Origin of the sequence: Streptomyces sp. NPDC050759 (genome assembly GCF_044456945.1) — a bacterium.
Taxonomy (GTDB): Bacteria; Actinomycetota; Actinomycetes; order Streptomycetales; family Streptomycetaceae; genus Streptomyces.
This window is the reverse complement of record NZ_JBITGI010000034.1, coordinates 1-20,825: the sequence shown is the minus strand read 5'-3', so window position 1 is coordinate 20,825 and position 20,825 is coordinate 1. Positions and strand designations below refer to the sequence as shown.

Sequence of the window (20,825 nt, the reverse complement as noted above, 5' to 3'; positions counted from 1 at the left end):
TGTAGGGGGCGGCACTGACAATGGCCGACGGCGCGCTACTTGAGACCGGTGGTGAAGGCGGTCCAGGTGGCGGGCGTTACCCGGAGGGTGGGCTCGGGGTTCTTGGAGTCGCGGATGTGGATGGCCTGGGGGCAGGTGGCTACTTCCACGCACTGGCCGCCCTCGCTGCTGCTGTAGCTGGACGTGCGCCAGGAAACGGCGACTTCGAGGCACGCGCCGCCTTCGCTGCTGCTGTAGGTCGACTTGAACCACTGAAGTGCGGTGCTCATAGCTCTCCTAGCAGATGGTCCAGCAGGCTTCTGGAGTCCTCGAGGGTGAGGGCCTGCGTCCGCAGCATCGCATATTTGCGCGCCAGGATGGACACCTCATCGGGGTCGGAAACCCACTGGCTGCCGCGTTGGGACTCGGTATAGGCGAGGTGCTGGTGATCGGGTGTTTCGAGGAGGATGAACGGGCCCGCGTCCCCCGCGTGCGAGGTGCGGCTCAGCGGCAGGATCTGCAGGGACAAGCAAGGGAGTTCGGCGCACTCGCGCAGGAAGCGCACTTGGTCGAGGTGCGTCTCGCGGCCGCCCGTCGGCATGAGGAGCGCGGGCTCCCAGACGACGAAGCTCAGCGTCGGCGGGAGCTTGCGGCGCAGGATCTCCCGTCGGCCGACGCGCGCCGCGACCTTCGTCTCCAACTCGTCCGAGTCGTACGCCGGGACACGTCCGCTGAGCAACGCGCGCGCGTACGGCTCGGTCTGGAGCAATCCCGGCACCACCAGGGCGTCGTACCAGGACAGGGCGATGGCCTCGCGCTCGTGCTCGACGTACAGCTCGGCCCACATCGGGAACTGGTCGATGTCCGGCAGGTTGGCCACGCCCGCCGCCAACATCCCCTTTGTCTGCAGGACTTCGTCCAGCAACGCGGCCAGGTCCGGTTTCAGTGTCCGTCTGCCCTGCTCGATCGACGCGATGGTCTCCTCGTCGACGCGGACCAGGTCGGCGAGGGCGGTCTGGGTGTGGCCCGCGGCGCGGCGGGCGGTGCCGAGTTGTTTGCCCAGCATCTTCAGGGACGTGAGGTTCTTCGGCCGCGGCGGCTTCCTGGCGCTCATGACGGTCTCCCTCCCCCTCCGGACACGTACGTCACCGGGTGCGAGCCCGTACAAAAAATCTGTACGGGTTCACCGAGTGATCCACGGTAGTCACTCTCCGCAACTCTCGTCCCGTGAACGAGACGACCCGACCACCGCTCCTGTGCGAGAGGTTCTTCCGCCGCGAACGCCGATCCGCGCAGGCCGCACGCCGGTTCACGGCCGAGGCCCTGGCCGGCTGGGACCTCGCGGAGACCGCGCGGGCGGACGACGTACTGCTCTGCGTGAGCGAACTGGTGACCAACGCGCTGCTGCACGGGGTGCCGCCCGGGCGCCAGTTGAGGCTGTTCCTGCGGTACGACGTGAGCGCTCTGGTGGTGGAGGTGCACGACAGCGGGGGCGGTGTGCCGCAGGTCGTCGACGACGGGGACGAGGGTGGGCGGGGGCTGTTGCTGGTGGCCGCGCTGAGTGACAAGTGGGGGGTGCGGGAGCGGGAGTTGGGGAAGGCGGTGTGGTGCGAGTTCGGGTGGTCGTAGCCCTGGTGTCGGTGGGTCCCGATACCTTGGGGATCAGTACGACGTAGGGGGACGGGATGGCCGACCAGCCGGTGCTCGCGCGGTTGCACTTCGGGCGTGAGGATGCCGAACGGGATGTGACCGAGGGGCTGTTGCTGCGCGGCGGCTTTCTGCCGAACGCCGCGTACCGGGGAGCGCTCAGCGGGCGCAAGATGCTGATCATCGGGCGCAAGGGGTCCGGGAAGAGCGCCATCTGCATGCAGCTGATGTCCGACGGCGAGGGCGGGCACCGGGGCGGGAAGGTGCTCGTCACCCCCGACGAGGCCGCGGGGGAGGAGATCCGGCGGTTCGAGCTGCAGGGGCTGCCGGGGGACTCGGCCAAGGCGCTGATCTGGCGGTATGTGTTCGCCGTACATGCCGCTCGGCATCTGGTCGACCATGCGAAGGGCGCACATGCCGGCGGGCACAGGACCGACTCGGTCAAGGCGCTCGGGCGGTTTCTGAAGCAGAACGGCGAGGCGCCGGGCGGCGGTGGCGGCCGGCTGGTGGAGCGGCTGGCGAAGGGGGCCCGGGGGCTGCAGACTTCGCTGTCCCTCGAGGCCTTCGGGGTCAAGGCGAGCGTGGATCTCGCCCAGTCGCCGTCCGAAGGGGCCCGCGCCGCACGGCAGTTGGAGATCGTCGAGCAGGGCGTGGCGCGGGCTTTCACCGACCTGGGGTGCGACGGGGTCGTACACCCGCCGCTGCTGCTCATGGTCGACCAGCTGGAGCAGGTGTGGTCGGCCGATCCGGACAGCAACTCCATGGTGATCGGGCTGCTGTTTGCGGCCAAGCACGCGGCGGGCCTGTACGGCCGTTCCGTGCGGTTCCTGTTGTTCCTGCGCGCCGACATCTACGACTCGCTGTCCTTCGGGGAGGGCGACAAGTTCCACGGGGACGAGCTAAGGATCGCCTGGACGGAACAGGCCCTGAAGGACCTCGCGTGGGCCAGGGCGCGGGCCTCCGTCGGGGAGGAGCTGACCGAGGAGCGGCTGTGGAAGGAGTTGTTCCCGGAGATGGTGGGCGGGGAGGAGATCACAGGCCATCTCTTCGGCCGCTGTCTGTCCCGGCCGCGTGACGCGATCCAGTTGCTCAACCTGTGCCAGGAGAAGGCCTGGCTGGACCATGAGCGGGACCGGATCACCGAGGCGGACGTGGCGCAGGCGGGGCGGCAGTTCTCGGAGTGGAAGCTCAAGGATCTGACGTCGGAGTACCTGGTCGCGCACCCGTTTCTCAGGAACCTCTTCCCGCTGTTCCAGAACACCGGATACGTCGTCACGCGCGCCGCGCTCGCCCGCCGTTTCGAGGCGGCCGCCGAGACCCTCCACCACGACTTCCCGGCGTACGCCAACGCGTTGACGCTGCCCGGGATCATCGACGTGCTCCACGGGGCCGGGTTCCTCGGGGTGCGGCGCGGCAACGACGTGGTGTACGCCGGTGACGACGGGCTGCCGGTCCAGCCGCACGAGGCGGAGTTCCAGGTCCACCCCTGCTTCCGGGCGGCGCTGGGCGCGACGACCGCGTTCGACCTGCGGCGCTATGAGCCCCAGTTCGTGGACGCACGCATCGCGTCGGGCAACTACAGCCCCGGCGCTTCGGGCTCGTCCTCCCTCAACCGCGACGACCGGCTGCTGATGCAGCTCGCACGCTCCTGCCACTCGATCCTCGCGCAGGTGGGACGGGCGGTGGCGCTGACGCGGGACGTCCGCGACGAGATCACGCTCCAGATCAACCGGGTACTGGCCGAGGTCAACCGCATCCCTCCGGGGGCCGCCGCGTCCGTCGGTCTCGACGTGGACGACCATCTCCTCACCACCGCCCACTACTTCACGAACCTCGCCGCCCAACTCCGTGCCAGCGGCCTGGAGGAGAGCACGGGCGTCGGGGACGTGGCGCGCCGGGTGGAGGAGGAGGTGCGGCGGTTGCGGCGGTCGGCGGGTGGGTCGTACGGCAGCTCGGGGGACTCTTCGGGGTACTGAAGGCGCCATACTCGTAGGGGATTTGTGGGTCTGGCCGCCGACGGGGGAGGGGACCGGTGCAGGGCGTACTGCTCGACGAACGGTTTCGGATCGGCCACCGGCTCGGTGCCGGCGCCATGGGGCAGGTCTGGGCCGCTCAGGACGAGCGGATGCGGTGGGACGTCGCGGTCAAGGTCGTCCATCCGCAGTACGGCATGGACGAGGCGGAGACGCAGGCCCGGTTCCAGCGTGAGGTGCAGCTGGCGGGGCGGCTGGCCCACCAGAACATCGTCACCATGCACGACTGGGGAGAGGTGGCGGTCGATGGACGCCAGACGCTCTACCTCGTCATGGAACTGGTCCACGGTGTACCGCTCCAGCGTCGGCTCAGGGAGTCCGCACCGACCTGGCCGCTCGCCGTCGGCTGGGCCGCTCAGATCGCGGACGCGCTGCACGCCGCGCACGGTCAGGACGTCGTCCACCGGGACATCAAGCCCGCCAACGCGCTCCTCACACCCGACGGGACGGTGAAGGTCCTCGACTTCGGGGTCGCGAAGTTCATGGGAGAGACCATCGGGGCCCGGGAACTGACCGTCACGGGTATGCCGGTCGGTTCCCCTTCGTACATGTCTCCGGAACAGGCCGACGGCGACAAGTCGATCGACCACCGCAGCGACCTGTACTCTCTGGGCTGCCTGCTGTACCACGCGGTGACGGGCCGGCCGCCGTTCACGGGGACCAGTCAGTGGGCCGTACTCCGCAAGCAGATGCAGGACACCGCGGAGCCGCCCGCCTCCCGTGTCGCGGGACTGCCGGTCCCCCTGAACGACCTCATCCTGAACCTCCTCGCCAAGAGCCCGGACGACCGCCCGGCGGACGCGGCCGCCGTCTACGAGCAGCTGAGCATCCTCCTCGCCGACCACGCCGTCACCGAGCCTGGCGGAAGCATCCTGGACACCACGCAGCTGGGCCACAGCCACTCCGTGTCGGGACGGCTCCTGAAGCGGGCGTGGGAGTTGTTCCAGTGGACGGAGTGGGACAGGGCGAGGCAGCGGGAGGAAGCGGAGGCGGTTCGCTCGGAGGCCGAGCAACTGTTGCGCCGCGCCCGCAATGACGCCGAGCGGCTGCTGGACGCCGCGTCCGGTCAGGCCCAGGAGGCCGCCGACCACGCCGAGCGGCTGCGTGAGGAGGCCGAGCAGCTGCGTGCCGACGCGATCGACGACGGCGAGAGGATCCGCGCGAAGGCCCGCGCGCAGGCCGTCCAGCAACTCGAGGAAGCCGCCAAGACCGTCGAAAAGCTGCTCCAGACCGCCACCACGGACAGCGAGAACGTGGGCAGAGCGGCCATCGAGCGCGCCACCATGCTGCGCCGACAGGCCGAGGAGACCCTGGAGCGCACCCGGCAGGGTGAGCGCTACTACCAGGTCTTCAAGCGGCAGTCGCTCGAGGGCGGCCTACCCACCTCGGACCAGTTCAGGGACCAGCTGAAGGCGGCGTACGGCGACACCCTCTCGGAGGATGACGCCGTACGCATGGTCAGCAGCTTCACCAGCCGCTTCACGGCTGAACTGGAGTCGGACCATATCGCTTAGGCCGGTCAGAGGCGCTCAGGCGTCCTAATCCCCAGCAGGGCCATGCCCTGGTGCAGGGTGCGGGCGGTCAGGTCGCACAGGAGCAGGCGGTTCTCGGCGATCTCCTGCGCCGGACGCGGCTTGATCACCGGGCACTGGTCGTAGAACGACGTGAACAGCGACGCCAGCTGGTACAGGTACGCCGCCAGCTTGTGCGGGGCGTACTCCGCCGTCGCCTCCGTCAGCAGCTCGCCGAACGCGTCCAGGTGCAGGCCCAGGGCCCGCTCCGCCGGGGCGAGTTCGAGCTCCGGGTGGGCGACGGGGCCCGCGCCCTCGGCCTTGCGGAGGATCGACTTGATACGGGCGTACGCGTACTGGAGGTACACGCTCGTGTCGCCGTTCAGCGAGACCATCTCGTCCAGGTCGAACTTGTAGTCACGGTTCGGCGAGGTCGACAGGTCCGCGTACTTCACGGCACCGATGCCGACGTACCGGCCGTTCTCGACGATCTCCTCCTCGGTCAGGCCCACCCTCTCGGCCTTCTCGCGGACCACGGCCGTGGCGCGCTCCACCGCCTCGTCCAGCAGGTCCTCCAGCTTCACCGTCTCGCCCTCACGCGTCTTGAACGGCTTGCCGTCCGCGCCCAGGACCGTGCCGTAGCCCATGTTGTGCGCGGTGACGTCGTCGTTCAGCCAGCCTGCGCGGCGGGCGGCCTCGAAGACCATCTTGAAGTGCAGGGACTGGCGTACGTCCACGACGTACAGGAGTGTCGTCGCGTGCAGGTCCACCACGCGGTTCCTGATCGCCGTGAGGTCGCTCGCCGCGTAGCCGAAGCCGCCGTCGGCCTTCTGGACGATCAGCGGGACCGGCTGGTCGTCCTTGCCGCGGATGTCGTCGAAGAAGACGACGAGCGCGCCCTCGGAGCGCACCGCGACGCCCATCTCCTCCAGGAGGCGGGCGGTCTCCGGCATCTTGTCGTTGTACGCCGACTCACCGACGATCTCGTCGTCCCGGATCTCCATGTCCAGCTTCTCGAAGACCGAGTAGAAGTAGACCTTCGACTCGTCCACGAACTGCTGCCAGAGCTCGAGGGTCTCCTTGTCGCCGGACTGCAGGGCGACGACCCGCTTCCTGGCCCGCTCCTTGAAGTCCTCGTCCGCGTCGAAGAGCGCGCGCGACGCCTTGTAGACCCGGTTCAGGTTCGACATGGCCTGCTCGCCGTCGACCTCGTCCGGCGGGGCCAGCTCACCCGGGTTCTCGATCAGATACTGGATGAGCATGCCGAACTGGGTGCCCCAGTCGCCGATGTGGTGCCGGCCGATGGTCCGCTCGCCGGTGAAGTCGAGCATGCCGCGCAGGGCGTCGCCGATCACCGCGGAGCGGAGGTGCCCGACATGCATCTCCTTGGCCACGTTCGGCTGGGCGTAGTCGATCACCGTGATACCGGGCTCGTCCTTGAGCGGTACGCCGAGACGGGCGGTGTCCGCGTAGCGGGCGGCCAGGGTCTCTGTGATCGCCCGGTCCGCGATCGTGACGTTCAGGAAGCCGGGGCCGGAGACCTCGATGTCCTTGATCACGTCGCCCGACTCGACCTTCGCCACGACCTGCGTCGCCAGCTCCCTCGGGTTCGCCTTCGCCTTCTTGGCGAGCGCCAGGATGCCGTTCGCCTGGAAGTCGGCCCGGTCGCTACGTCGCAGCAGTGGGTCCGCGTCTGCCTCCGGCAAGGTGGCCGAGAGGGCGTTCTCGAGGTGCTTGTGGACGAGATCGCTGAGGGACGTGACCGGGGCCATGAGGTGGGAGCCGTTCTCCTCGGGGGCTTGATGGACACGGTAAGTATCCCATGGGGTGGGAAGCGGTTTTTTGGGTGCGGGCCCGGTGGGGGCTGGTCGCGCAGTTCCCCGCGCCCCCAGGCCGGCGGCCGCGCCGCCTAGACTGGGGGCGCAGCCCGTTCAAGCTGCCCAAGCCAGAAAGAAGGACGTGCCGATCGTGGCTCAGAGCACCGAGACCACCGACTGGGTCTCCCGTTTCGCGGATGAGGTCATCGAGGAGTCGGAGCGTCGGGCCCCCGGCAAACCCGTGGTCGTCGCCTCTGGGCTCTCCCCGTCCGGCCCCATCCACCTGGGGAACCTCCGCGAGGTCATGACCCCCCACCTCGTCGCCGACGAGATCCGGCGCCGCGGCCACCAGGTACGGCACCTCATCTCCTGGGACGACTACGACCGGTACCGCAAGGTGCCGGCGGGCGTCACCGGCGTCGACGAGTCATGGGGCGAGCACATCGGCAAGCCGCTGACCTCCGTGCCCGCACCCAAGGGATCCGCACACCCGAACTGGGCCGAGCACTTCAAGGCCGCCATGATCGACGCGCTCGCCGAGCTCGGCGTCGAGTTCGACGGGATCAGCCAGACCGCGCAGTACACCTCGGGCGTCTACCGCGAGCAGATCCTGCACGCCATGGCGCACCGCGGGGACATCGACGCGATCCTCGACCAGTACCGGACCAAGAAGGCCCCGGCCGCCGCGAAGAAGCAGCAGAAGCCCCTCGACGAGGCCGAGGTCGAGGCCGCCGAGGGGTCCGGCGCGGCCGCCGAGGACGACGGGTCCTCCGGGTCCGCCGGATACTTCCCGTACAAGCCCTACTGCGGCAACTGCGAGAAGGACCTCACCACCGTCACCTCCTACGACGACGCCACGACCGAGCTGTCGTACACCTGCAACGCCTGCGGGTTCTCCGAGACCGTCCGGCTGAACGAGTTCAACCGCGGCAAGCTGGTCTGGAAGGTCGACTGGCCGATGCGGTGGGCGTACGAGGGAGTCGTCTTCGAGCCCTCCGGCGTCGACCACTCCTCCCCCGGCTCCTCCTTCCAGGTCGGCGGGCAGATCGTCGGGATCTTCGGCGGCAAGCAGCCGATCGGGCCGATGTACGCGTTCGTCGGGATCTCCGGGATGGCGAAGATGTCGTCGTCGAAGGGCGGGGTGCCCACACCGGGTGACGCGCTGAAGATCATGGAGCCGCAGCTCCTGCGCTGGCTCTACGCCCGCCGCAGGCCCAACCAGTCCTTCAAGATCGCCTTCGACCAGGAGATCCAGCGGCTCTACGACGAGTGGGACAAGCTGGACGCCAAGGTCACCGAGGGCGCCGCCCTGCCGGCCGACATCGCCGCGCACTCCCGTGCGGTGCGCACCGCCGGCGGTGAGCTGCCCCGGACGCCGCGCGTGCTGCCGTACCGGACGCTCGCGTCCGTCGCCGACATCACCGCGGGCCACGAGGACCAGGCGCTGCGCATCCTCAGCGAACTGGACCCCGACAACCCGCTGTCGACACTGGACGAGGCCCGCCCCCGGTACGACAAGGCCGAAGCCTGGATCAACACGCAGGTGCCCGCCGACCAGCGGACCATCGTGCGCACCGAGCCCGACGCCGAACTGCTGAAGTCCCTCGACGAGGCCTCCCAGCAGTCCCTACGACTGCTGCTGGACGGGCTGGCCTCGCACTGGTCCCTCGACGGCCTCACGCACCTCGTGTACGGCGTGCCCAAGGTGCAGGCCGGATTCCCCGCGGACGCCACGCCCAAGGAACTGCCGGCCGAGATCAAGACCTCTCAGCGGGCCTTCTTCGCCCTGCTCTACCAGCTGCTGGTCTCCCGGGACACCGGGCCCCGGCTGCCCACGCTGCTGCTGGCCGTGGGTCAGGAGCGGGTCCGGGCGCTGCTCGGGGAGTAAGCGGTACGAAGAAGGGGCCCTCGTTCTCGGACGAGGGCCCCTTTCGCGCGTCTCAGGCGATGTGGTCTTCCTGGAGCTCCGCCGTGTGGCGGTTGGTGAAGCGCTTGACCATGCGCTCGGCCTCCCGCTGCGGGAGCGTGACGCCGTAGGTCGCCTCCACGTCCCCCCTGAGCTGACCGGGGGAGGGATAACTGCCGTCGATCGACTTCTTGAAGACCTGGTAGAAGTCCTCCTCGGTCGGCTCCGGAGGACCCCCGCCCTCGCCCAGTTCACGGGTGCGGCCAGTGGTCACCGGGATCGGGAAGCTGCCGGTCTCCTCCATCGAGGGCTCCCTCAAGGGCTCCCTCGGAGGCTCCTCGTACTGGATCTGCTGCAACTCGTACTGCTCCGCCTCGAGTTGCTCCTCGTACCAGCGCTCGTACTGCTCGGCGGGGTCGTAGTTGGGGTTGTAGCCGCCCTGGTACTCGATCTGCTGGGGGGCTTCGAACCAGGGGCTCAACTCGGGGTCGGGCGCGGTCTCGGCTTGCGGCGGCTGCGGGTTGCCGTTCAGCTGCAGGCGCTGCTCGCCCGGAGCCGCCGCCCGCTGCGGCTCCGAAGCCACCCCGGCGCCACCCCTGCCCGCGACCTCCTGGGGCGCCGGCGGAAGCAGGGCCGGTTCGATACCCGCCGCCGCCAGACCCGCCGGAGCCGTCTGCGCCAGGGGGACGCCGTAGCGGGCCAGGCGCAACGGCATCAGGGACTCCACCGGCGCCTTCCTGCGCCAGGCCCGGCCGAAGCGGGAGTGGAGACGGGCCTGATAGACCAGCCGGTCCTGTTCGAGCTTGATGACCTGCTCGTAGGAGCGCAGCTCCCACAGCTTCATACGGCGCCAGAGAAGAAACGTGGGGAGGGGCGACAGCAGCCAGCGAGTGAGGCGGACCCCCTCCATGTGCTTGTCCGCCGTGATGTCCGCGATCCGGCCGATCGCGTGACGGGCCGCCTCCACCGACACCACGAACAGGACCGGGATCACCGCGTGCATACCCACACCCAGCGGATCCGGCCAGGCCGCCGCGCCGTTGAAGGCGATCGTCGCGATGGTCAGCAGCCACGCCGTCTGGCGCAGCAGCGGGAACGGGATCCGGATCCACGTCAGAAGCAGGTCCAGGGCCAGCAGGACACAGATACCCGCGTCGATGCCGATCGGGAGGACATAACTGAAGTTCCCGAAGCCCTTTTGGATGGCGAGTTCACGGACGGCCGCGTACGACCCCGCGAAGCCGATGCCGGCGATGATCACGGCGCCGAACACGACCACGCCAATGAGAACGCGGTGCATTCGAGTCAGCTGCATGGGCGCGGACACCCGTACTCCCCTCCCTGTGCGTGTTGTTGCGCGCAACAGAGTGGCACATGTGTGCTGCGCACGGGTGACCGGTACGTACCGTCAGTCCTTCTTCAGCCCGTCTTCGCGGCCGACTTGGACGCAGATGCCGACTTCGAGGGTGTCTTCGAGGGTGCCTTCGAGGGAGACGCCGACTTCGACGGGGCCTTCGAACCCGAGGCGGACTCCGACGGCGCCGGAGCCGCAGCGCCCTCGCCGTTCGCCGCCGACACCGCGCTCACCGTCTCCCTGGCGGCCTGCCCCGCGAGCTTCGCCAGGGTGTCCGCACTCGGCGACTTGTCACCGGCGAGACCCGCGCCGTTGTAGTCGACGGTGACCACGACGTTCTCCACGCGCGTCACGACCGTCTGCTGCTTGAAGGCGCCTTCCTTCTTCTTCAAGTCGTAACGCACCAGCGTCGCCGCGTCCCCCGTACCCGAAACCGCCTGCGACTTGGTGTTCTTCGCACCGGCCACCGACTGGGCATCCTGGATCTGCTGCTCGTAGTACTTCTGCGCCTGCGCCTCGCCCGTACCGCGCGAGGTGTCCGACTCGAAGCGGAGCAACGACACGTTGAGCCAGCGGAACTGCGAGCCCTTCACACCGTTGTTGTCCAGGCTGCTCCAGGAGCAACTGCCGCGCGTACCCGCCTCCGCCGTGCCCTTCTTGCCGGACTTCCCAGCCTCCGGGACCAGCGACTTCAACGTCTTCTTCGACAACACCCCGCACGCCTCGGGAAGCGACTTGTACGCCGCCGCCTGCACCGTCGGAGCCGCACTCGCGGACGCCGACACCGTCGCACCGGCGCCCGCGGCCTTGTCACCACCGCTGCCGGAGCCGGAATCGCCGGAGCCGGAGTCGGAGGAGCAGCCAGAGGCGATCAGCATCACGGGGACTGCGGCCGCACAGACAAGGACGCGATGAAGACGCTTCACCCGCTGGGCAACCTGGTCACGCTCTGCTCGTCGCTGCATGGTTCCTTCACTCATGACGCTTGTGGTTCCTGCCGTCGGATCGGGTCCGAGGGGCCACGGTACGCGGTGAGGATGCCGTGCGGTCCAGCTTCGAATGTCTTGTGCGCACGGGTGAGGGGTGTGTGCAGAGCGCTCAGCCGGACAGCGACCCGGCCAGCTGAGAGGCCAGCTTCCGGGCGTTGTCCTGCATTTCCTTGCTGTCCGGGGTGACGCCGATCGTCGTCGGCTGCTCCTCGTACTCGATGGTCACGATCACGTTGGACGTGCGGAACGCCACAGTCACCTTGCGCTGCTGAGCCGTCGAACCCGAGTTGCTCAACACGTCGTCCAGGAACGCGTCGTCGCCCAGATCGTCCAGAACGCGGGGCTGCAGATCGGACGGAGTGGCCGAGGCCGAACCGCTCGGACTCGCGGAACCACTCGGAGTGGCCGTCGGGGAGGCTGGGGGAGAGGCGGTGCCGCTCTCCGCCACGTCCGACGTGGCGCTGGACGTCGCCGCCACCGGCAGATCGGCCTTCGCCTCGGTCTGCGCGAACAACTGCTCCGCCTGACTGTCGTCGCTGACCGCGTTGTCGTACGACACCACACGCTCGAAGTCGATCGACAGGTACTCCGTGGCGTCCGTGGCCTCCACCTTCCAACGGCAGCCGACCTTGCGGTCCGTGTCATAGGTGAGCGTGGCCTGGCCCTCGTAGGCCTTGGCGCGCTGATCCTCGTCGGCGATCTGCTGAATGCCCGGCAGGAGAGCGTCCAGGGTGCTCTGGGTGACGACGCCGCACGCCTCGGGAAGAGTGCGGTACTTGCCGGGCTGCGCGACGGCGGACGCGGTGCCGGCGTCACCGGGATTGGCGTCGTCCGTCGCGCCGTCGCCGCCCGAACTGCCGGTGCAGCCGGCCAACACCGCCGCGAGGAGAGCGGCGACGCCGGGTACGTAGGCCTTCCGCAGCACGGTGGGGCTCCTCTCGGAATGTCTCCGACTCGTGGGGAACTCAGTGTCCCCGCAGGTTATTCGCTTGCCGCACGGGGGTGCGCCCTGGAGACAATGTGTATCGCACGCACAGCCGTGGACGCCGGTCCGTCATCCCATTCGTCGACCTTGGCACCGGTTTTGCGATTCAATACTTCTGTTGACTTTCCGGGGGAATGAGGACGATATGTCGTACGTGGAGATGCCGGGCGCCAAGGTCCCGATCCGCATGTGGACCGACCCGGCGACGGTCGAGGATGTGGCCCTGCAGCAGCTGCGCAACGTCGCGACCCTGCCGTGGATCAAGGGCCTCGCGGTGATGCCGGACGTCCATTACGGCAAGGGTGCGACGGTCGGGTCCGTGATCGCGATGCAGGGTGCGGTGTGCCCGGCGGCGGTGGGTGTGGACATCGGCTGCGGGATGTCGGCGGTGAAGACGTCTCTGACGGCGAACGATCTGCCGGGGGATCTGTCCCGGCTGCGGTCGAAGATCGAACAGGCGATTCCGGTGGGGCGGGGGATGCATGACAGTCCCGTCGAGCCGGGCCGGTTCCATGGGTTGGCTACTGCGGGGTGGGACGACTTCTGGGGGCGGTTCGATGGGGTCGCTGATGCGGTGAAGTTTCGTGGGGAGCGGGCGGCCAAGCAGATGGGGACGCTTGGATCCGGGAATCACTTTGTCGAAGTGTGCACGGATGCGACCGGTTCTGTTTGGTTGATGCTGCACTCCGGTTCGCGGAACATCGGCAAGGAACTTGCCGAGTTCCACATAGGCGTGGCCCAGAAGCTTCCGCACAACCAGGGTCTGGTCGACCGCGACCTCGCCGTCTTCATCGCGCAGACGCCGCAGATGGCGGCGTACCGAAACGACCTCTTCTGGGCGCAGGAGTACGCCAAGTACAACCGCACGATCATGATGGCGCTCCTCAAGGACGTCGTCCGCAAGGAGTTCAAGAAGGCGAAGCCGGTCTTCGAACCGGAGATCAGCGCACACCACAACTACGTGGCCGAGGAGCGTTACGACGGCATGGACCTGCTCGTGACCCGCAAGGGCGCGATCCGGGCCGGTTCCGGTGAGTTCGGCATCATCCCGGGCTCCATGGGCACGGGTTCGTACATCGTGAAGGGCCTCGGCAACGAGAAGGCCTTCAACTCGGCCTCGCACGGCGCCGGTCGGCGCATGAGCCGCAACGCGGCCAAGCGGCGGTTCTCGACGCGCGACCTGGAGGAGCAGACGCGGGGCGTGGAGTGCCGTAAGGACTCCGGTGTCGTGGACGAGATCCCGGGTGCCTACAAGTCGATCGACCAGGTCATCGACCAGCAGCGGGACCTGGTCGAGGTCGTGGCGAAGCTGAAGCAGGTTGTCTGTGTGAAGGGCTGAGCCGCGCTCACTTCGGGGCGTGCATTACCGCGTAGATCATGACGAAGGCCACGATGTGGATGCCGAAGAGGAAGTAGGCGAGCCACCACCACATGTGGCGTTCGTCGTGGGGGTCCTTGTTGTCCGGCATTACGACTCCCTGTGGACCTTTGTGTTGGAGGCCTGGGCGCGGGGGCGGAGGACCAGGAGGTCGACGTTGACGTGGCTGGGGCGGGTCACCGCCCAGGTGATGGTGTCGGCCACGTCGTCGGCGGTGAGTGGCTCCGCGACGCCCTGGTAGACCTTCTCGGCCTTCTCCTGGTCGCCGCCGAAGCGGGTCAGGGCGAACTCGTCGGTCTTGACCATGCCGGGTGCGATCTCGATCACGCGGATCGGCCTTCCCACGATCTCCAGGCGGAGGGTCTCCGCCAGGACGTGGGCGCCGTGCTTGGCGGCGACATAGCCGGCGCCGCCCTCGTAGGTGCCGTGGCCCGCCGTGGAGGAGACGACGACGACCGTGCCGTCGCCGCTCGCGTCGAGCTTGGGGAGCAGGGCCTGGGTGACGTTGAGGGTGCCGATGACGTTCGTCTCGTACATCGAGCGCCAGTCGGCGGGATCGCCGGTGGCGACAGGGTCGGCGCCGAGGGCTCCGCCGGCGTTGTTCACGAGGACGCCGACCGTCTTGAAGGCGGAGGCGAACTCGTCGACCGCGGCCCGGTCCGTCACGTCCAGTTGGTAGGCCGTCGCCTGGTGGCCCGCGGCGTTGATCTCCTCCGCCAGCGCCTCGATACGGTCCTTGCGGCGGGCGGTCAGGACCACGCGGTAGCCGGCCGCGGCGAGCTGTCGTGCGGTCGCCGCGCCGATTCCGCTGCTCGCCCCGGTGACGATCGCGATCCGGGACGCGGGGGACGGGGCGGCGGATGCCATGGCTGCTCCTCGGGCGTGCGTGGGTCAGGGCTCCCGCCAGGATAGGTCCGCGGCGGTCCGGGGCTCCGGGCGGTCCGGATCGCGGGCCGGTCGACGAGACGTCCTGGGTACGGCTGCTCAGTCGCCTCGCGGGGCGTACATGATGACGGCCATGCCCGCGAGGCAGATCAGGGCACCTGTGATGTCCCAGCGGTCCGGGCGGTAGCCGTCGGCGGCCATGCCCCACAGGATCGAGCCGGCCACGAAGATGCCGCCGTACGCGGCGAGGATGCGGCCGAAGTGGGCGTCGGGCTGGAAGGTGGCGACGAAACCGTAGGCGCCGAGGGCGAGGATGCCGCCCGCGGTCCACATCCAGCCGCGGTGCTCCCGTACGCCCTGCCAGACCAGCCAGGCGCCGCCGATCTCGAAGAGGGCGGCGACGACGAAGAGGGCGGCGGAGCGGGCTACGAGCATGGGGATCAGCCTCGCATGCCGGGTCAGCCCGCCGCCGCTTGTGTGTACGCCGTCGGCGGGACCCCGACCGTCGCTGTGAAGTCCCGGACCAGATGGGCCTGGTCGGCGTAGCCGAGGTCGGCGGCGAGGGTGGCCCAGTCGACATCGCTGCGGGTGCCGGCGAGCTCCAGGGCCTCGTGGATGCGGTAGCGGAGGATGACCCACTTCGGGCTCACGCCGACGTAGGCGGAGAAGAGGCGTTGCAGCGCCCGTACCGAGAGTCCCGCCGTGCGGGCGAAGTCGTCGACGCGGCGGACGGTGCGGTCGTCGTGGACGCGGTCGACGAGGGCCGTGGCGAGGTCGGCCTGCGGGTCGGGGGCGGCCGGGGCGAGGGGGAGGAGGAAGGCGTCGAGTGCGGCGACGCGGGCCTCGTCGGTGGCGGGGGTCACGATCTCGCGGGCGGTGTCCGTGGTGATCTGCGGGAACACGTCCCCGGCGGCGAGCGTCTCGCCCGTCCAGTGGGACACCGGGTGCTCGGGGGCGTACGGCCGGAAGCCGCCGGGGCGGAACTTCACCCCGCAGACCCGGCCCCGGCCGGTGAGCTTCCTGGTGTAGAGGCCGCCGGGGATGCCTGTCAGTTCGGCGTAGGGCGCCCCCTCGTCCTGCTGGAAGGTGAGATGGACGGAGGGGTGCGGGACGACGTGGGAGGCGTAGGGCTCGGGCAGGTCCCAGTCGATGAACCAGTACTGCTCGACGTACCGGCGCAGCGGTTCGGCGGGCTCGTGGCGGCGGAACCGCACCCGGGTGAGCAGCCCGGCCGGGTCGACGATCCCGCGGGTGTCGCGGCGGGGGGCGGCCATGAGGGGATCGTACGTCCGGGGTCGGGCGTCGCGTTTCTTCAAGAAGGGCGGGCGGTGGTCTTCGTACGGTCGGGGCATGGACACGAACGCGGCGAAGAAGACGTACGGCATCGGCGAGCTGCTGGGGATGGCCCGGGAACGGGCGGTTCCGGTGGTCCGGGGGATTCCGGACGCGGCTCTCGGGGCTGCCACGCCCTGTGCGGAGTACGACGTGAAGGCGCTGGTCAACCATGTCTTCCAGGTGATCGTGCAGTTCCAGCGGCTGGCCGTGAAGGAGCCGTCGGACTTCGGTGAGGCGACCCCGGACCGGGTGGCCGAGGGTCCGGACTGGCGGGACCGGTTCGCGCGGGAGGCGGACCGGCTGGTGGCGGTCTGGTCCGCGCCCGGTGCCGAGGAGGGCACGACCGGGGCGATGGACATGCCGGCGCGGCTGGTCGGCTCGATGGCGCTGCTCGATCTGACCGTGCATGTGTGGGACCTGGCCCGGGCGACGGGACAGGAGTACGGGGAGGCCGACGAGGCGGTGGTGGAGGAGCTGACCGGCGCGGTGGCCGAACTGGCGCCCACCGCCCGGAAGATGGGGATGTTCCGGGAGCCGGTGCCGGTGGCCGAGGACGCGCCGGCGTTCGAGCGGCTGCTGGCGGGGACGGGGCGGGATCCGCGGTGGGTGTGACCTGGGCGTGAGGCCTGGCTGTGCCGGGGTGCGGCTTGGTCGGGGGTCGGGGGTCGTGTTGTGGCTGCGGGTGCGTGGGGGCTGGGCGCGCTGTTCCCCGCGGGCCGTATGCGCGGGGCGCCTACGGGGGTGCCGGGGCGGGTTGTCGGGCGGCTGCGGGCCGGTGGGGGCCGGTCGCGCAGTTCCCCGCGCCCCTGGGGGGTTGTTGTGGGCGTGGGTGCGAAGGGGGCTCGGGGCCGCTGTCGGTCGGGTGGGGAATAGGGGTGGGTCCGGGCTCGTTCTTCGGGTACGCGGTTATAGTTGAACCGTAAACAACCTGGAGGGTGAGCGATCATGCAGTTCGGGATCTTCAGCGTCGGCGATGTCACGCCGGACCCGACGACCGGCCGTACGCCGAGCGAGCGTGAGCGGATCAAGGCCATGGTCGCGATCGCCCTGAAGGCCGAGGAGGTCGGGCTCGACGTCTTCGCGACCGGTGAGCACCACAACCCGCCGTTCGTGCCGTCGTCGCCGACCACCATGCTCGGGTACATCGCCGCGCAGACCGAGAGGTTGATCCTCTCCACCTCGACCACGCTGATCACCACGAACGACCCGGTGAAGATCGCCGAGGACTTCGCGATGCTCCAGCACCTGGCCGACGGCCGGGTCGACCTCATGATGGGCCGCGGGAACACCGGGCCGGTCTACCCCTGGTTCGGGCAGGACATCCGGGAGGGCATCAACCTCGCCATCGAGAACTACGCCCTGCTGCGCCGGCTGTGGCGCGAGGACGTCGTGAACTGGGAGGGGAAGTTCCGGACGCCGTTGCAGGGGTTCACCTCCACGCCACGGCCGCTGGACGGGGTCGCGCCGTTCGTCTGGCACGGGTCCATCCGGTCGCCCGAGATCGCCGAGCAGGCCGCCTACTACGGTGACGGGTTCTTCCACAACAACATCTTCTGGCCGGCCGACCACACGAAGCGGATGGTCGAGCTGTACCGGAGCCGGTACGCCCACTACGGGCACGGGACGGCGGAGCAGGCGATCGTGGGCCTCGGTGGCCAGGTGTTCATGCGGCGCAACTCGCAGGACGCGGTGAAGGAGTTCCGGCCCTACTTCGACGTCGCGCCGGTGTACGGGCACGGGCCGTCCCTCGAGGACTTCACCGACCAGACACCGCTGACCGTGGGCTCCCCGGAGCAGGTCATCGAGAAGACGCTGAAGTTCCGCGAGTACGCCGGGGACTACCAGCGCCAGCTGTTCCTCCTCGACCACGCCGGACTGCCTCTGAAGACCGTCCTGGAGCAGCTCGACCTGCTCGGCGAGGAGGTCGTACCGGTGCTGCGCAAGGAGTTCGCGGCCCGGCGCCCGGCGGGCGTCCCGGAGGCTCCCACCCACGCGTCGCTGCTGGCCGCCGAGCAGAACAAGGAGGTCGTCGCATGAAGCTCGTCGTCGTGTCCGCGGGGCTGAGCGTCCCGTCGTCCACCCGTCTGCTGGGAGACCGGCTGGCCGCGGCCGTGGGCCGCGCGGCCGGGGCGGACGTGCAGGTCGTGGAGTTGCGGGAACTCGCCGTGGAGATCGCGCAGAACTTCACGAACGGCTTTCCGGGACGGGCACTGGCCGCCGCGCAGGAGGCGGTGGCCGGGGCCGATGGACTGATCGTCGTGACTCCGGTGTTCTCGGCGTCGTACAGCGGACTGTTCAAGTCGTTCTTCGACGTGCTCGAGCCGGAGGCCCTGGAGGGCAAGCCGGTGCTGATCGCGGCGACCGGTGGTTCGGCCCGGCATTCGCTGGTGCTGGAGCACGCGCTGCGGCCGCTCTTCGCCTACCTGAAGGCCGTCGTCGTGCCGACCGGGGTCTACGCCGCGTCGGAGGACTGGGGTGCCGAGGGGCTGGACGGGCGGATCGAGCGGGCGGCGGGGGAGCTCGCGGGGCTGATGGGCGGGCTGTCGGCGGTCCGCAGGACCCCGCGCAGGGTTTCGGCCACGGACGGCTTCGTGGACGTGGTGCCGTTCGAGGAGCAGCTCGCCGCGTTGCGTCCGACGGGGTGAGAGGCCAGTAAGAAGGGCGGCCGGTGAGCTGCTCATCACGTCGTACGACTCGGCGGGCACGGCACACTGAGGAGGTGCCCCAAAACGTGCTGCTCGCCGAAGACGACCGCGCCATCCGTCACGCCCTGGAGCGCGCCCTGACCCTGGAGGGCTACCAGGTCACCGCGGTCGCCGACGGCGTCGAGGCGCTGGCGCAGGCCCACAAGACGCCGCCGGACGTGCTCGTCCTCGACGTGATGATGCCCGGGATCGACGGGCTCCAGGTCTGCCGGGTGCTGCGCGCCGAGGGCGACCGGACGCCGATCCTCATGCTGACGGCGCTCGTGGAGACCCAGGACCGGATCGCCGGTCTGGACGCGGGCGCCGACGACTATGTGGTCAAGCCGTTCGACGTCGAGGAGGTCTTCGCCCGGCTGCGGGCCCTGCTGCGGCGGACCAGCCCGGACGGGATGGCTCCCGCGGCGGTCGCGGCGACGAGGGCTCCCGCGCCCGAACCGCCCGAGGGGCGGATCGAGGCGGCCGGGCTGCGCATGGACATCCAGGCGCGGCGGGCCTGGCGGGGGACACGCGAGCTGGAGCTGACCCGTACCGAGTTCGAACTGCTGGAGCTGCTCGTGCGGAACGCGGGCATCGTGCTTGATCATTCGACGATCTACGACCGCATCTGGGGCTACGACTTCGGGCCCGGCTCCAAGAACCTCGCCGTCTACGTCGGCTATCTGCGCCGCAAGCTCGACGAGCCCGGCGCCCCGCAGCTGATCCACACGGTGCGCGGCGTGGGTTACGTGCTCCGGGAGGACTGAGTGGGGCGGCTGGCTCGGCTGTGGGCCCGGCCGCGGCCCCGGCTGCTGTCCCTGCGGACCACGTTCGCGGTGTCCTTCGCCGCGGTGACGGCCGCGGTGACCGTGCTGGTCGGTGTGCTGTCCTACAGCGCCGCCGCGCGGCTGGTGCGGGTGGACCAGGAGTCCGTGTTCGACCAGGTCGTGCAGGATCTGCGGGGTGAGGTCCGCCAGCAGCGGATGGCGCCCGAGGACTTCTCGTCCTCGGCGCCGGGGCACGACCTGGTGCGGCCCGCCCGTACGGATGTGCAGGTGCTGGGGCCCACCGGGGCGGTCGCCGATCCCGGGCGGCCCGGGCTGCCGGTGGTCTCCGGGGACCGGCGGGTCGCGGGCGCCGGTGCGGCCGGGCGGATGGTCCTGCACAAGGAGGTCTCGGTCGGCAGCGACGTGTACCGGATCGCCACCGTCTCGCTGGGTGGCGGGCGGGGCGCGGTGCAGGTCGCCCAGGAGTTCAGTGACACCGAGGATCTGTTGCGGGCGCTTCAGCAGCGGACGTTTCTGCTCATGGTGGCGGTCGTGGTGGGCGCCGGGCTGTTCGGGTGGTGGCTGGCCCGGCGGATCACCCGGCGGCTGGTGATCCTCACGTCCGCCGCGGAGGATGTGGCCCGGACCCGGCGGCTGGGGATCGAGGTGCCGGTCACCGGCTACGACGAGGTGGGACGGCTGGGGCGGGCCTTCGACCGGATGCTGGGGCGGCTCGCGCAGTCGGAGGAGGACCAGCGGCGGCTGGTGCAGGATGCGGGGCACGAGCTGCGGACGCCGTTGACTTCGTTGCGTACGAACATCTCTTTGCTGCGGCGGATCGATGAGCTGCCGCCGGCGACGCGGGAGGAACTGGTCGCCGATCTCTCGCAGGAGGCGCGGGAGTTGACCGATCTGGTCAACGAGCTGGTCGACCTTGCGGCGGGGCAGGCGGACAACGAGCCGCCGCAGCGGGTGGATCTCGCCGATGTCGCGGAGGAGGTGGCGTTGCTGGCCCGGCGCCGGACCGGGCGGGAGGTCGTGGTGCACGCCAGTGGGTCGACGGTGACGGACGGGCGGCCGGGGATGCTGCAGCGGGGGCTGTCGAACCTGGTCGAGAACGCGGCGAAGTTCGACCGGGACGGCACTGGGCCGATCGAGATCTCGGTGTCCGGGTTCTCGGAGTCCGGGCCGGTGCGGGTGGAGGTGCTGGACCGGGGGCCGGGGATTGCCGAGGTTGATCTTGTGCGGGTGTTCGATCGGTTCTATCGGGCGGCGGATGCGCGGTCGTTGCCGGGGTCGGGGTTGGGGTTGTCGATCGTGCGGGAGGTTGCGTTGTCGCATGGGGGGGCGCCGTTTGCGTTTCCTCGGGAGGGGGGTGGGACGGTGATTGGGTTCACCGTGGGTGGGGATGCCTCCGGCGGTTGAGCGGTGTTTGTCTGCGGGTTCGGTGGGGGCGGGCGTTTTGCGCAGTTCCCCGCGCCCCTGGGTGCCTGCGGCGGCCCGTTGCGGCTCCGGTGGGGGCTTGTGTAGCGCGTGCGGTTCGGTGGGTGGGGCGGGG

General features: G+C 69.7%; 20 protein-coding genes. 10 read left to right on the top strand and 10 right to left on the bottom strand.

The genetic code is table 11. The features are described 5' to 3' along the window. Positions 1 to 35: 35 nt before the first annotated feature. Together ACIBJB_RS47070 and ACIBJB_RS47065 are read right to left on the bottom strand one after the other, a co-directional pair. Positions 36 to 269, bottom strand: coding sequence for a DUF397 domain-containing protein (locus ACIBJB_RS47070; protein ID WP_398940321.1), 234 nt, complete (start codon positions 267 to 269; stop codon positions 36 to 38). Then, complete coding sequence (locus ACIBJB_RS47065; protein ID WP_398940320.1) at positions 266 to 1,093, bottom strand: Scr1 family TA system antitoxin-like transcriptional regulator; 828 nt, start codon at positions 1,091 to 1,093, stop codon at positions 266 to 268. The genes ACIBJB_RS47070 and ACIBJB_RS47065 overlap by 4 nt, the downstream gene beginning before the upstream one ends. A gap of 113 nt (positions 1,094 to 1,206) precedes the next feature. Here ACIBJB_RS47065 and ACIBJB_RS47060 point away from each other — a divergent pair, with 113 nt between their 5' ends. The 3 genes from ACIBJB_RS47060 to ACIBJB_RS47050 are packed head-to-tail and all read left to right on the top strand — an operon-like array spanning position 1,207 to position 5,173. Next, on the top strand, positions 1,207 to 1,608 hold the full coding sequence (locus ACIBJB_RS47060; RefSeq protein ID WP_398940319.1) for an ATP-binding protein: 402 nt from the start codon (positions 1,207 to 1,209) through the stop codon (positions 1,606 to 1,608). A 56-nt stretch (positions 1,609 to 1,664) separates the two neighbouring features. Continuing rightward, positions 1,665 to 3,602 carry a P-loop ATPase, Sll1717 family gene (locus ACIBJB_RS47055; RefSeq protein WP_398940318.1) on the top strand — a complete coding sequence of 646 codons (1,938 nt, stop codon included), beginning with the start codon at positions 1,665 to 1,667 and terminating at the stop codon, positions 3,600 to 3,602. 56 nt (positions 3,603 to 3,658) lie between these two features. Next, positions 3,659 to 5,173, top strand: a complete 1,515-nt coding sequence (locus ACIBJB_RS47050; protein ID WP_398940317.1) for a protein kinase — start codon at positions 3,659 to 3,661, stop codon at positions 5,171 to 5,173. A 5-nt stretch (positions 5,174 to 5,178) separates the two neighbouring features. Here ACIBJB_RS47050 and argS read toward each other — a convergent pair whose 3' ends face one another. Next, entirely contained in the window at positions 5,179 to 6,942 is a 1,764-nt protein-coding gene (gene argS / locus ACIBJB_RS47045) for an arginine--tRNA ligase (protein ID WP_398940316.1), read from the bottom strand. A 187-nt stretch (positions 6,943 to 7,129) separates the two neighbouring features. Between argS and lysS the strand changes: the two genes are divergently transcribed. Beyond that, a complete protein-coding gene (gene lysS / locus ACIBJB_RS47040) occupies positions 7,130 to 8,875 on the top strand; it encodes a lysine--tRNA ligase (RefSeq protein ID WP_398940315.1) in 1,746 nt (581 codons plus the stop codon). Between the two features lie 52 nt (positions 8,876 to 8,927). Here lysS and ACIBJB_RS47035 read toward each other — a convergent pair whose 3' ends face one another. The 3 genes from ACIBJB_RS47035 to ACIBJB_RS47025 all read right to left on the bottom strand — a co-directional run bounded on the left by ACIBJB_RS47035 (position 8,928) and on the right by ACIBJB_RS47025 (position 12,161). Next, the gene (locus ACIBJB_RS47035; protein WP_398940314.1) at positions 8,928 to 10,208 is read right to left on the bottom strand and encodes a DUF2637 domain-containing protein; all 1,281 of its coding nucleotides are present in this window, start codon (positions 10,206 to 10,208) and stop codon (positions 8,928 to 8,930) included. 104 nt (positions 10,209 to 10,312) lie between these two features. After that, complete coding sequence (locus ACIBJB_RS47030; RefSeq protein WP_398940313.1) at positions 10,313 to 11,227, bottom strand: DUF3558 domain-containing protein; 915 nt, start codon at positions 11,225 to 11,227, stop codon at positions 10,313 to 10,315. 118 nt (positions 11,228 to 11,345) lie between these two features. Continuing rightward, positions 11,346 to 12,161 carry a DUF3558 domain-containing protein gene (locus ACIBJB_RS47025; RefSeq protein WP_398940312.1) on the bottom strand — a complete coding sequence of 272 codons (816 nt, stop codon included), beginning with the start codon at positions 12,159 to 12,161 and terminating at the stop codon, positions 11,346 to 11,348. 205 nt (positions 12,162 to 12,366) lie between these two features. Here ACIBJB_RS47025 and ACIBJB_RS47020 point away from each other — a divergent pair, with 205 nt between their 5' ends. Beyond that, a complete protein-coding gene (locus tag ACIBJB_RS47020) occupies positions 12,367 to 13,560 on the top strand; it encodes an RtcB family protein (protein WP_398940311.1) in 1,194 nt (397 codons plus the stop codon). A gap of 7 nt (positions 13,561 to 13,567) precedes the next feature. On the opposite strand, the gene ACIBJB_RS47015 is transcribed toward ACIBJB_RS47020, so the two are convergent. From ACIBJB_RS47015 to ACIBJB_RS47000, 4 genes are all read right to left on the bottom strand, one after another. Then, positions 13,568 to 13,690 (bottom strand): hypothetical protein, encoded by a 123-nt coding sequence (locus ACIBJB_RS47015; RefSeq protein ID WP_398940310.1) that lies wholly within the window; start codon positions 13,688 to 13,690, stop codon positions 13,568 to 13,570. Beyond that, positions 13,690 to 14,466, bottom strand: coding sequence for an SDR family NAD(P)-dependent oxidoreductase (locus ACIBJB_RS47010; protein ID WP_398940308.1), 777 nt, complete (start codon positions 14,464 to 14,466; stop codon positions 13,690 to 13,692). The genes ACIBJB_RS47015 and ACIBJB_RS47010 overlap by 1 nt, the downstream gene beginning before the upstream one ends. Before the next feature lie 117 nt (positions 14,467 to 14,583). Continuing rightward, on the bottom strand, positions 14,584 to 14,919 hold the full coding sequence (locus ACIBJB_RS47005; protein ID WP_057608101.1) for a YnfA family protein: 336 nt from the start codon (positions 14,917 to 14,919) through the stop codon (positions 14,584 to 14,586). Positions 14,920 to 14,942: 23 nt separating this feature from the next. After that, positions 14,943 to 15,758, bottom strand: a complete 816-nt coding sequence (locus ACIBJB_RS47000; RefSeq protein WP_398940306.1) for a DUF6597 domain-containing transcriptional factor — start codon at positions 15,756 to 15,758, stop codon at positions 14,943 to 14,945. Between the two features lie 76 nt (positions 15,759 to 15,834). On the opposite strand from ACIBJB_RS47000, the gene ACIBJB_RS46995 reads away from it, so the two are divergent. The 5 genes from ACIBJB_RS46995 to ACIBJB_RS46975 all read left to right on the top strand — a co-directional run bounded on the left by ACIBJB_RS46995 (position 15,835) and on the right by ACIBJB_RS46975 (position 20,692). Beyond that, the gene (locus ACIBJB_RS46995) at positions 15,835 to 16,431 is read left to right on the top strand and encodes a TIGR03086 family metal-binding protein (protein ID WP_398940305.1); all 597 of its coding nucleotides are present in this window, start codon (positions 15,835 to 15,837) and stop codon (positions 16,429 to 16,431) included. Between the two features lie 333 nt (positions 16,432 to 16,764). Continuing rightward, the gene (locus ACIBJB_RS46990; RefSeq protein ID WP_398940304.1) at positions 16,765 to 17,856 is read left to right on the top strand and encodes an LLM class flavin-dependent oxidoreductase; all 1,092 of its coding nucleotides are present in this window, start codon (positions 16,765 to 16,767) and stop codon (positions 17,854 to 17,856) included. After that, the gene (locus ACIBJB_RS46985; protein ID WP_398940303.1) at positions 17,853 to 18,464 is read left to right on the top strand and encodes an FMN reductase; all 612 of its coding nucleotides are present in this window, start codon (positions 17,853 to 17,855) and stop codon (positions 18,462 to 18,464) included. Before ACIBJB_RS46990 ends, ACIBJB_RS46985 begins: the two co-directional genes overlap by 4 nt. Before the next feature lie 74 nt (positions 18,465 to 18,538). After that, complete coding sequence (locus tag ACIBJB_RS46980) at positions 18,539 to 19,267, top strand: response regulator transcription factor (RefSeq protein WP_398940302.1); 729 nt, start codon at positions 18,539 to 18,541, stop codon at positions 19,265 to 19,267. Beyond that, a complete protein-coding gene (locus ACIBJB_RS46975) occupies positions 19,268 to 20,692 on the top strand; it encodes an ATP-binding protein (protein ID WP_398940300.1) in 1,425 nt (474 codons plus the stop codon). Positions 20,693 to 20,825: the final 133 nt, after the last annotated feature.

What these genes read in the sequence shown, in the direction of transcription:
- ACIBJB_RS47035 (WP_398940314.1), bottom strand. Translation starts at nt 10,208, where the DNA reads ATGCAGCTGACTCGAATGCACCGCGTTCTCATTGGCGTGGTCGTGTTC.
- ACIBJB_RS47030 (WP_398940313.1), bottom strand. Translation starts at nt 11,227, where the DNA reads ATGAGTGAAGGAACCATGCAGCGACGAGCAGAGCGTGACCAGGTTGCC.
- ACIBJB_RS47010 (WP_398940308.1), bottom strand. Translation starts at nt 14,466, where the DNA reads ATGGCATCCGCCGCCCCGTCCCCCGCGTCCCGGATCGCGATCGTCACC.
- ACIBJB_RS46990 (WP_398940304.1), top strand. Translation starts at nt 16,765, where the DNA reads ATGCAGTTCGGGATCTTCAGCGTCGGCGATGTCACGCCGGACCCGACG.
- ACIBJB_RS47055 (WP_398940318.1), top strand. Translation starts at nt 1,665, where the DNA reads ATGGCCGACCAGCCGGTGCTCGCGCGGTTGCACTTCGGGCGTGAGGAT.
- ACIBJB_RS47000 (WP_398940306.1), bottom strand. Translation starts at nt 15,758, where the DNA reads ATGGCCGCCCCCCGCCGCGACACCCGCGGGATCGTCGACCCGGCCGGG.
- ACIBJB_RS47020 (WP_398940311.1), top strand. Translation starts at nt 12,367, where the DNA reads ATGTCGTACGTGGAGATGCCGGGCGCCAAGGTCCCGATCCGCATGTGG.
- argS (WP_398940316.1), bottom strand. Translation starts at nt 6,942, where the DNA reads ATGGCCCCGGTCACGTCCCTCAGCGATCTCGTCCACAAGCACCTCGAG.
- ACIBJB_RS47015 (WP_398940310.1), bottom strand. Translation starts at nt 13,690, where the DNA reads ATGCCGGACAACAAGGACCCCCACGACGAACGCCACATGTGGTGGTGG.
- ACIBJB_RS46995 (WP_398940305.1), top strand. Translation starts at nt 15,835, where the DNA reads ATGGACACGAACGCGGCGAAGAAGACGTACGGCATCGGCGAGCTGCTG.
- ACIBJB_RS47065 (WP_398940320.1), bottom strand. Translation starts at nt 1,093, where the DNA reads ATGAGCGCCAGGAAGCCGCCGCGGCCGAAGAACCTCACGTCCCTGAAG.
- ACIBJB_RS46985 (WP_398940303.1), top strand. Translation starts at nt 17,853, where the DNA reads ATGAAGCTCGTCGTCGTGTCCGCGGGGCTGAGCGTCCCGTCGTCCACC.
- ACIBJB_RS47070 (WP_398940321.1), bottom strand. Translation starts at nt 269, where the DNA reads ATGAGCACCGCACTTCAGTGGTTCAAGTCGACCTACAGCAGCAGCGAA.
- ACIBJB_RS47005 (WP_057608101.1), bottom strand. Translation starts at nt 14,919, where the DNA reads ATGCTCGTAGCCCGCTCCGCCGCCCTCTTCGTCGTCGCCGCCCTCTTC.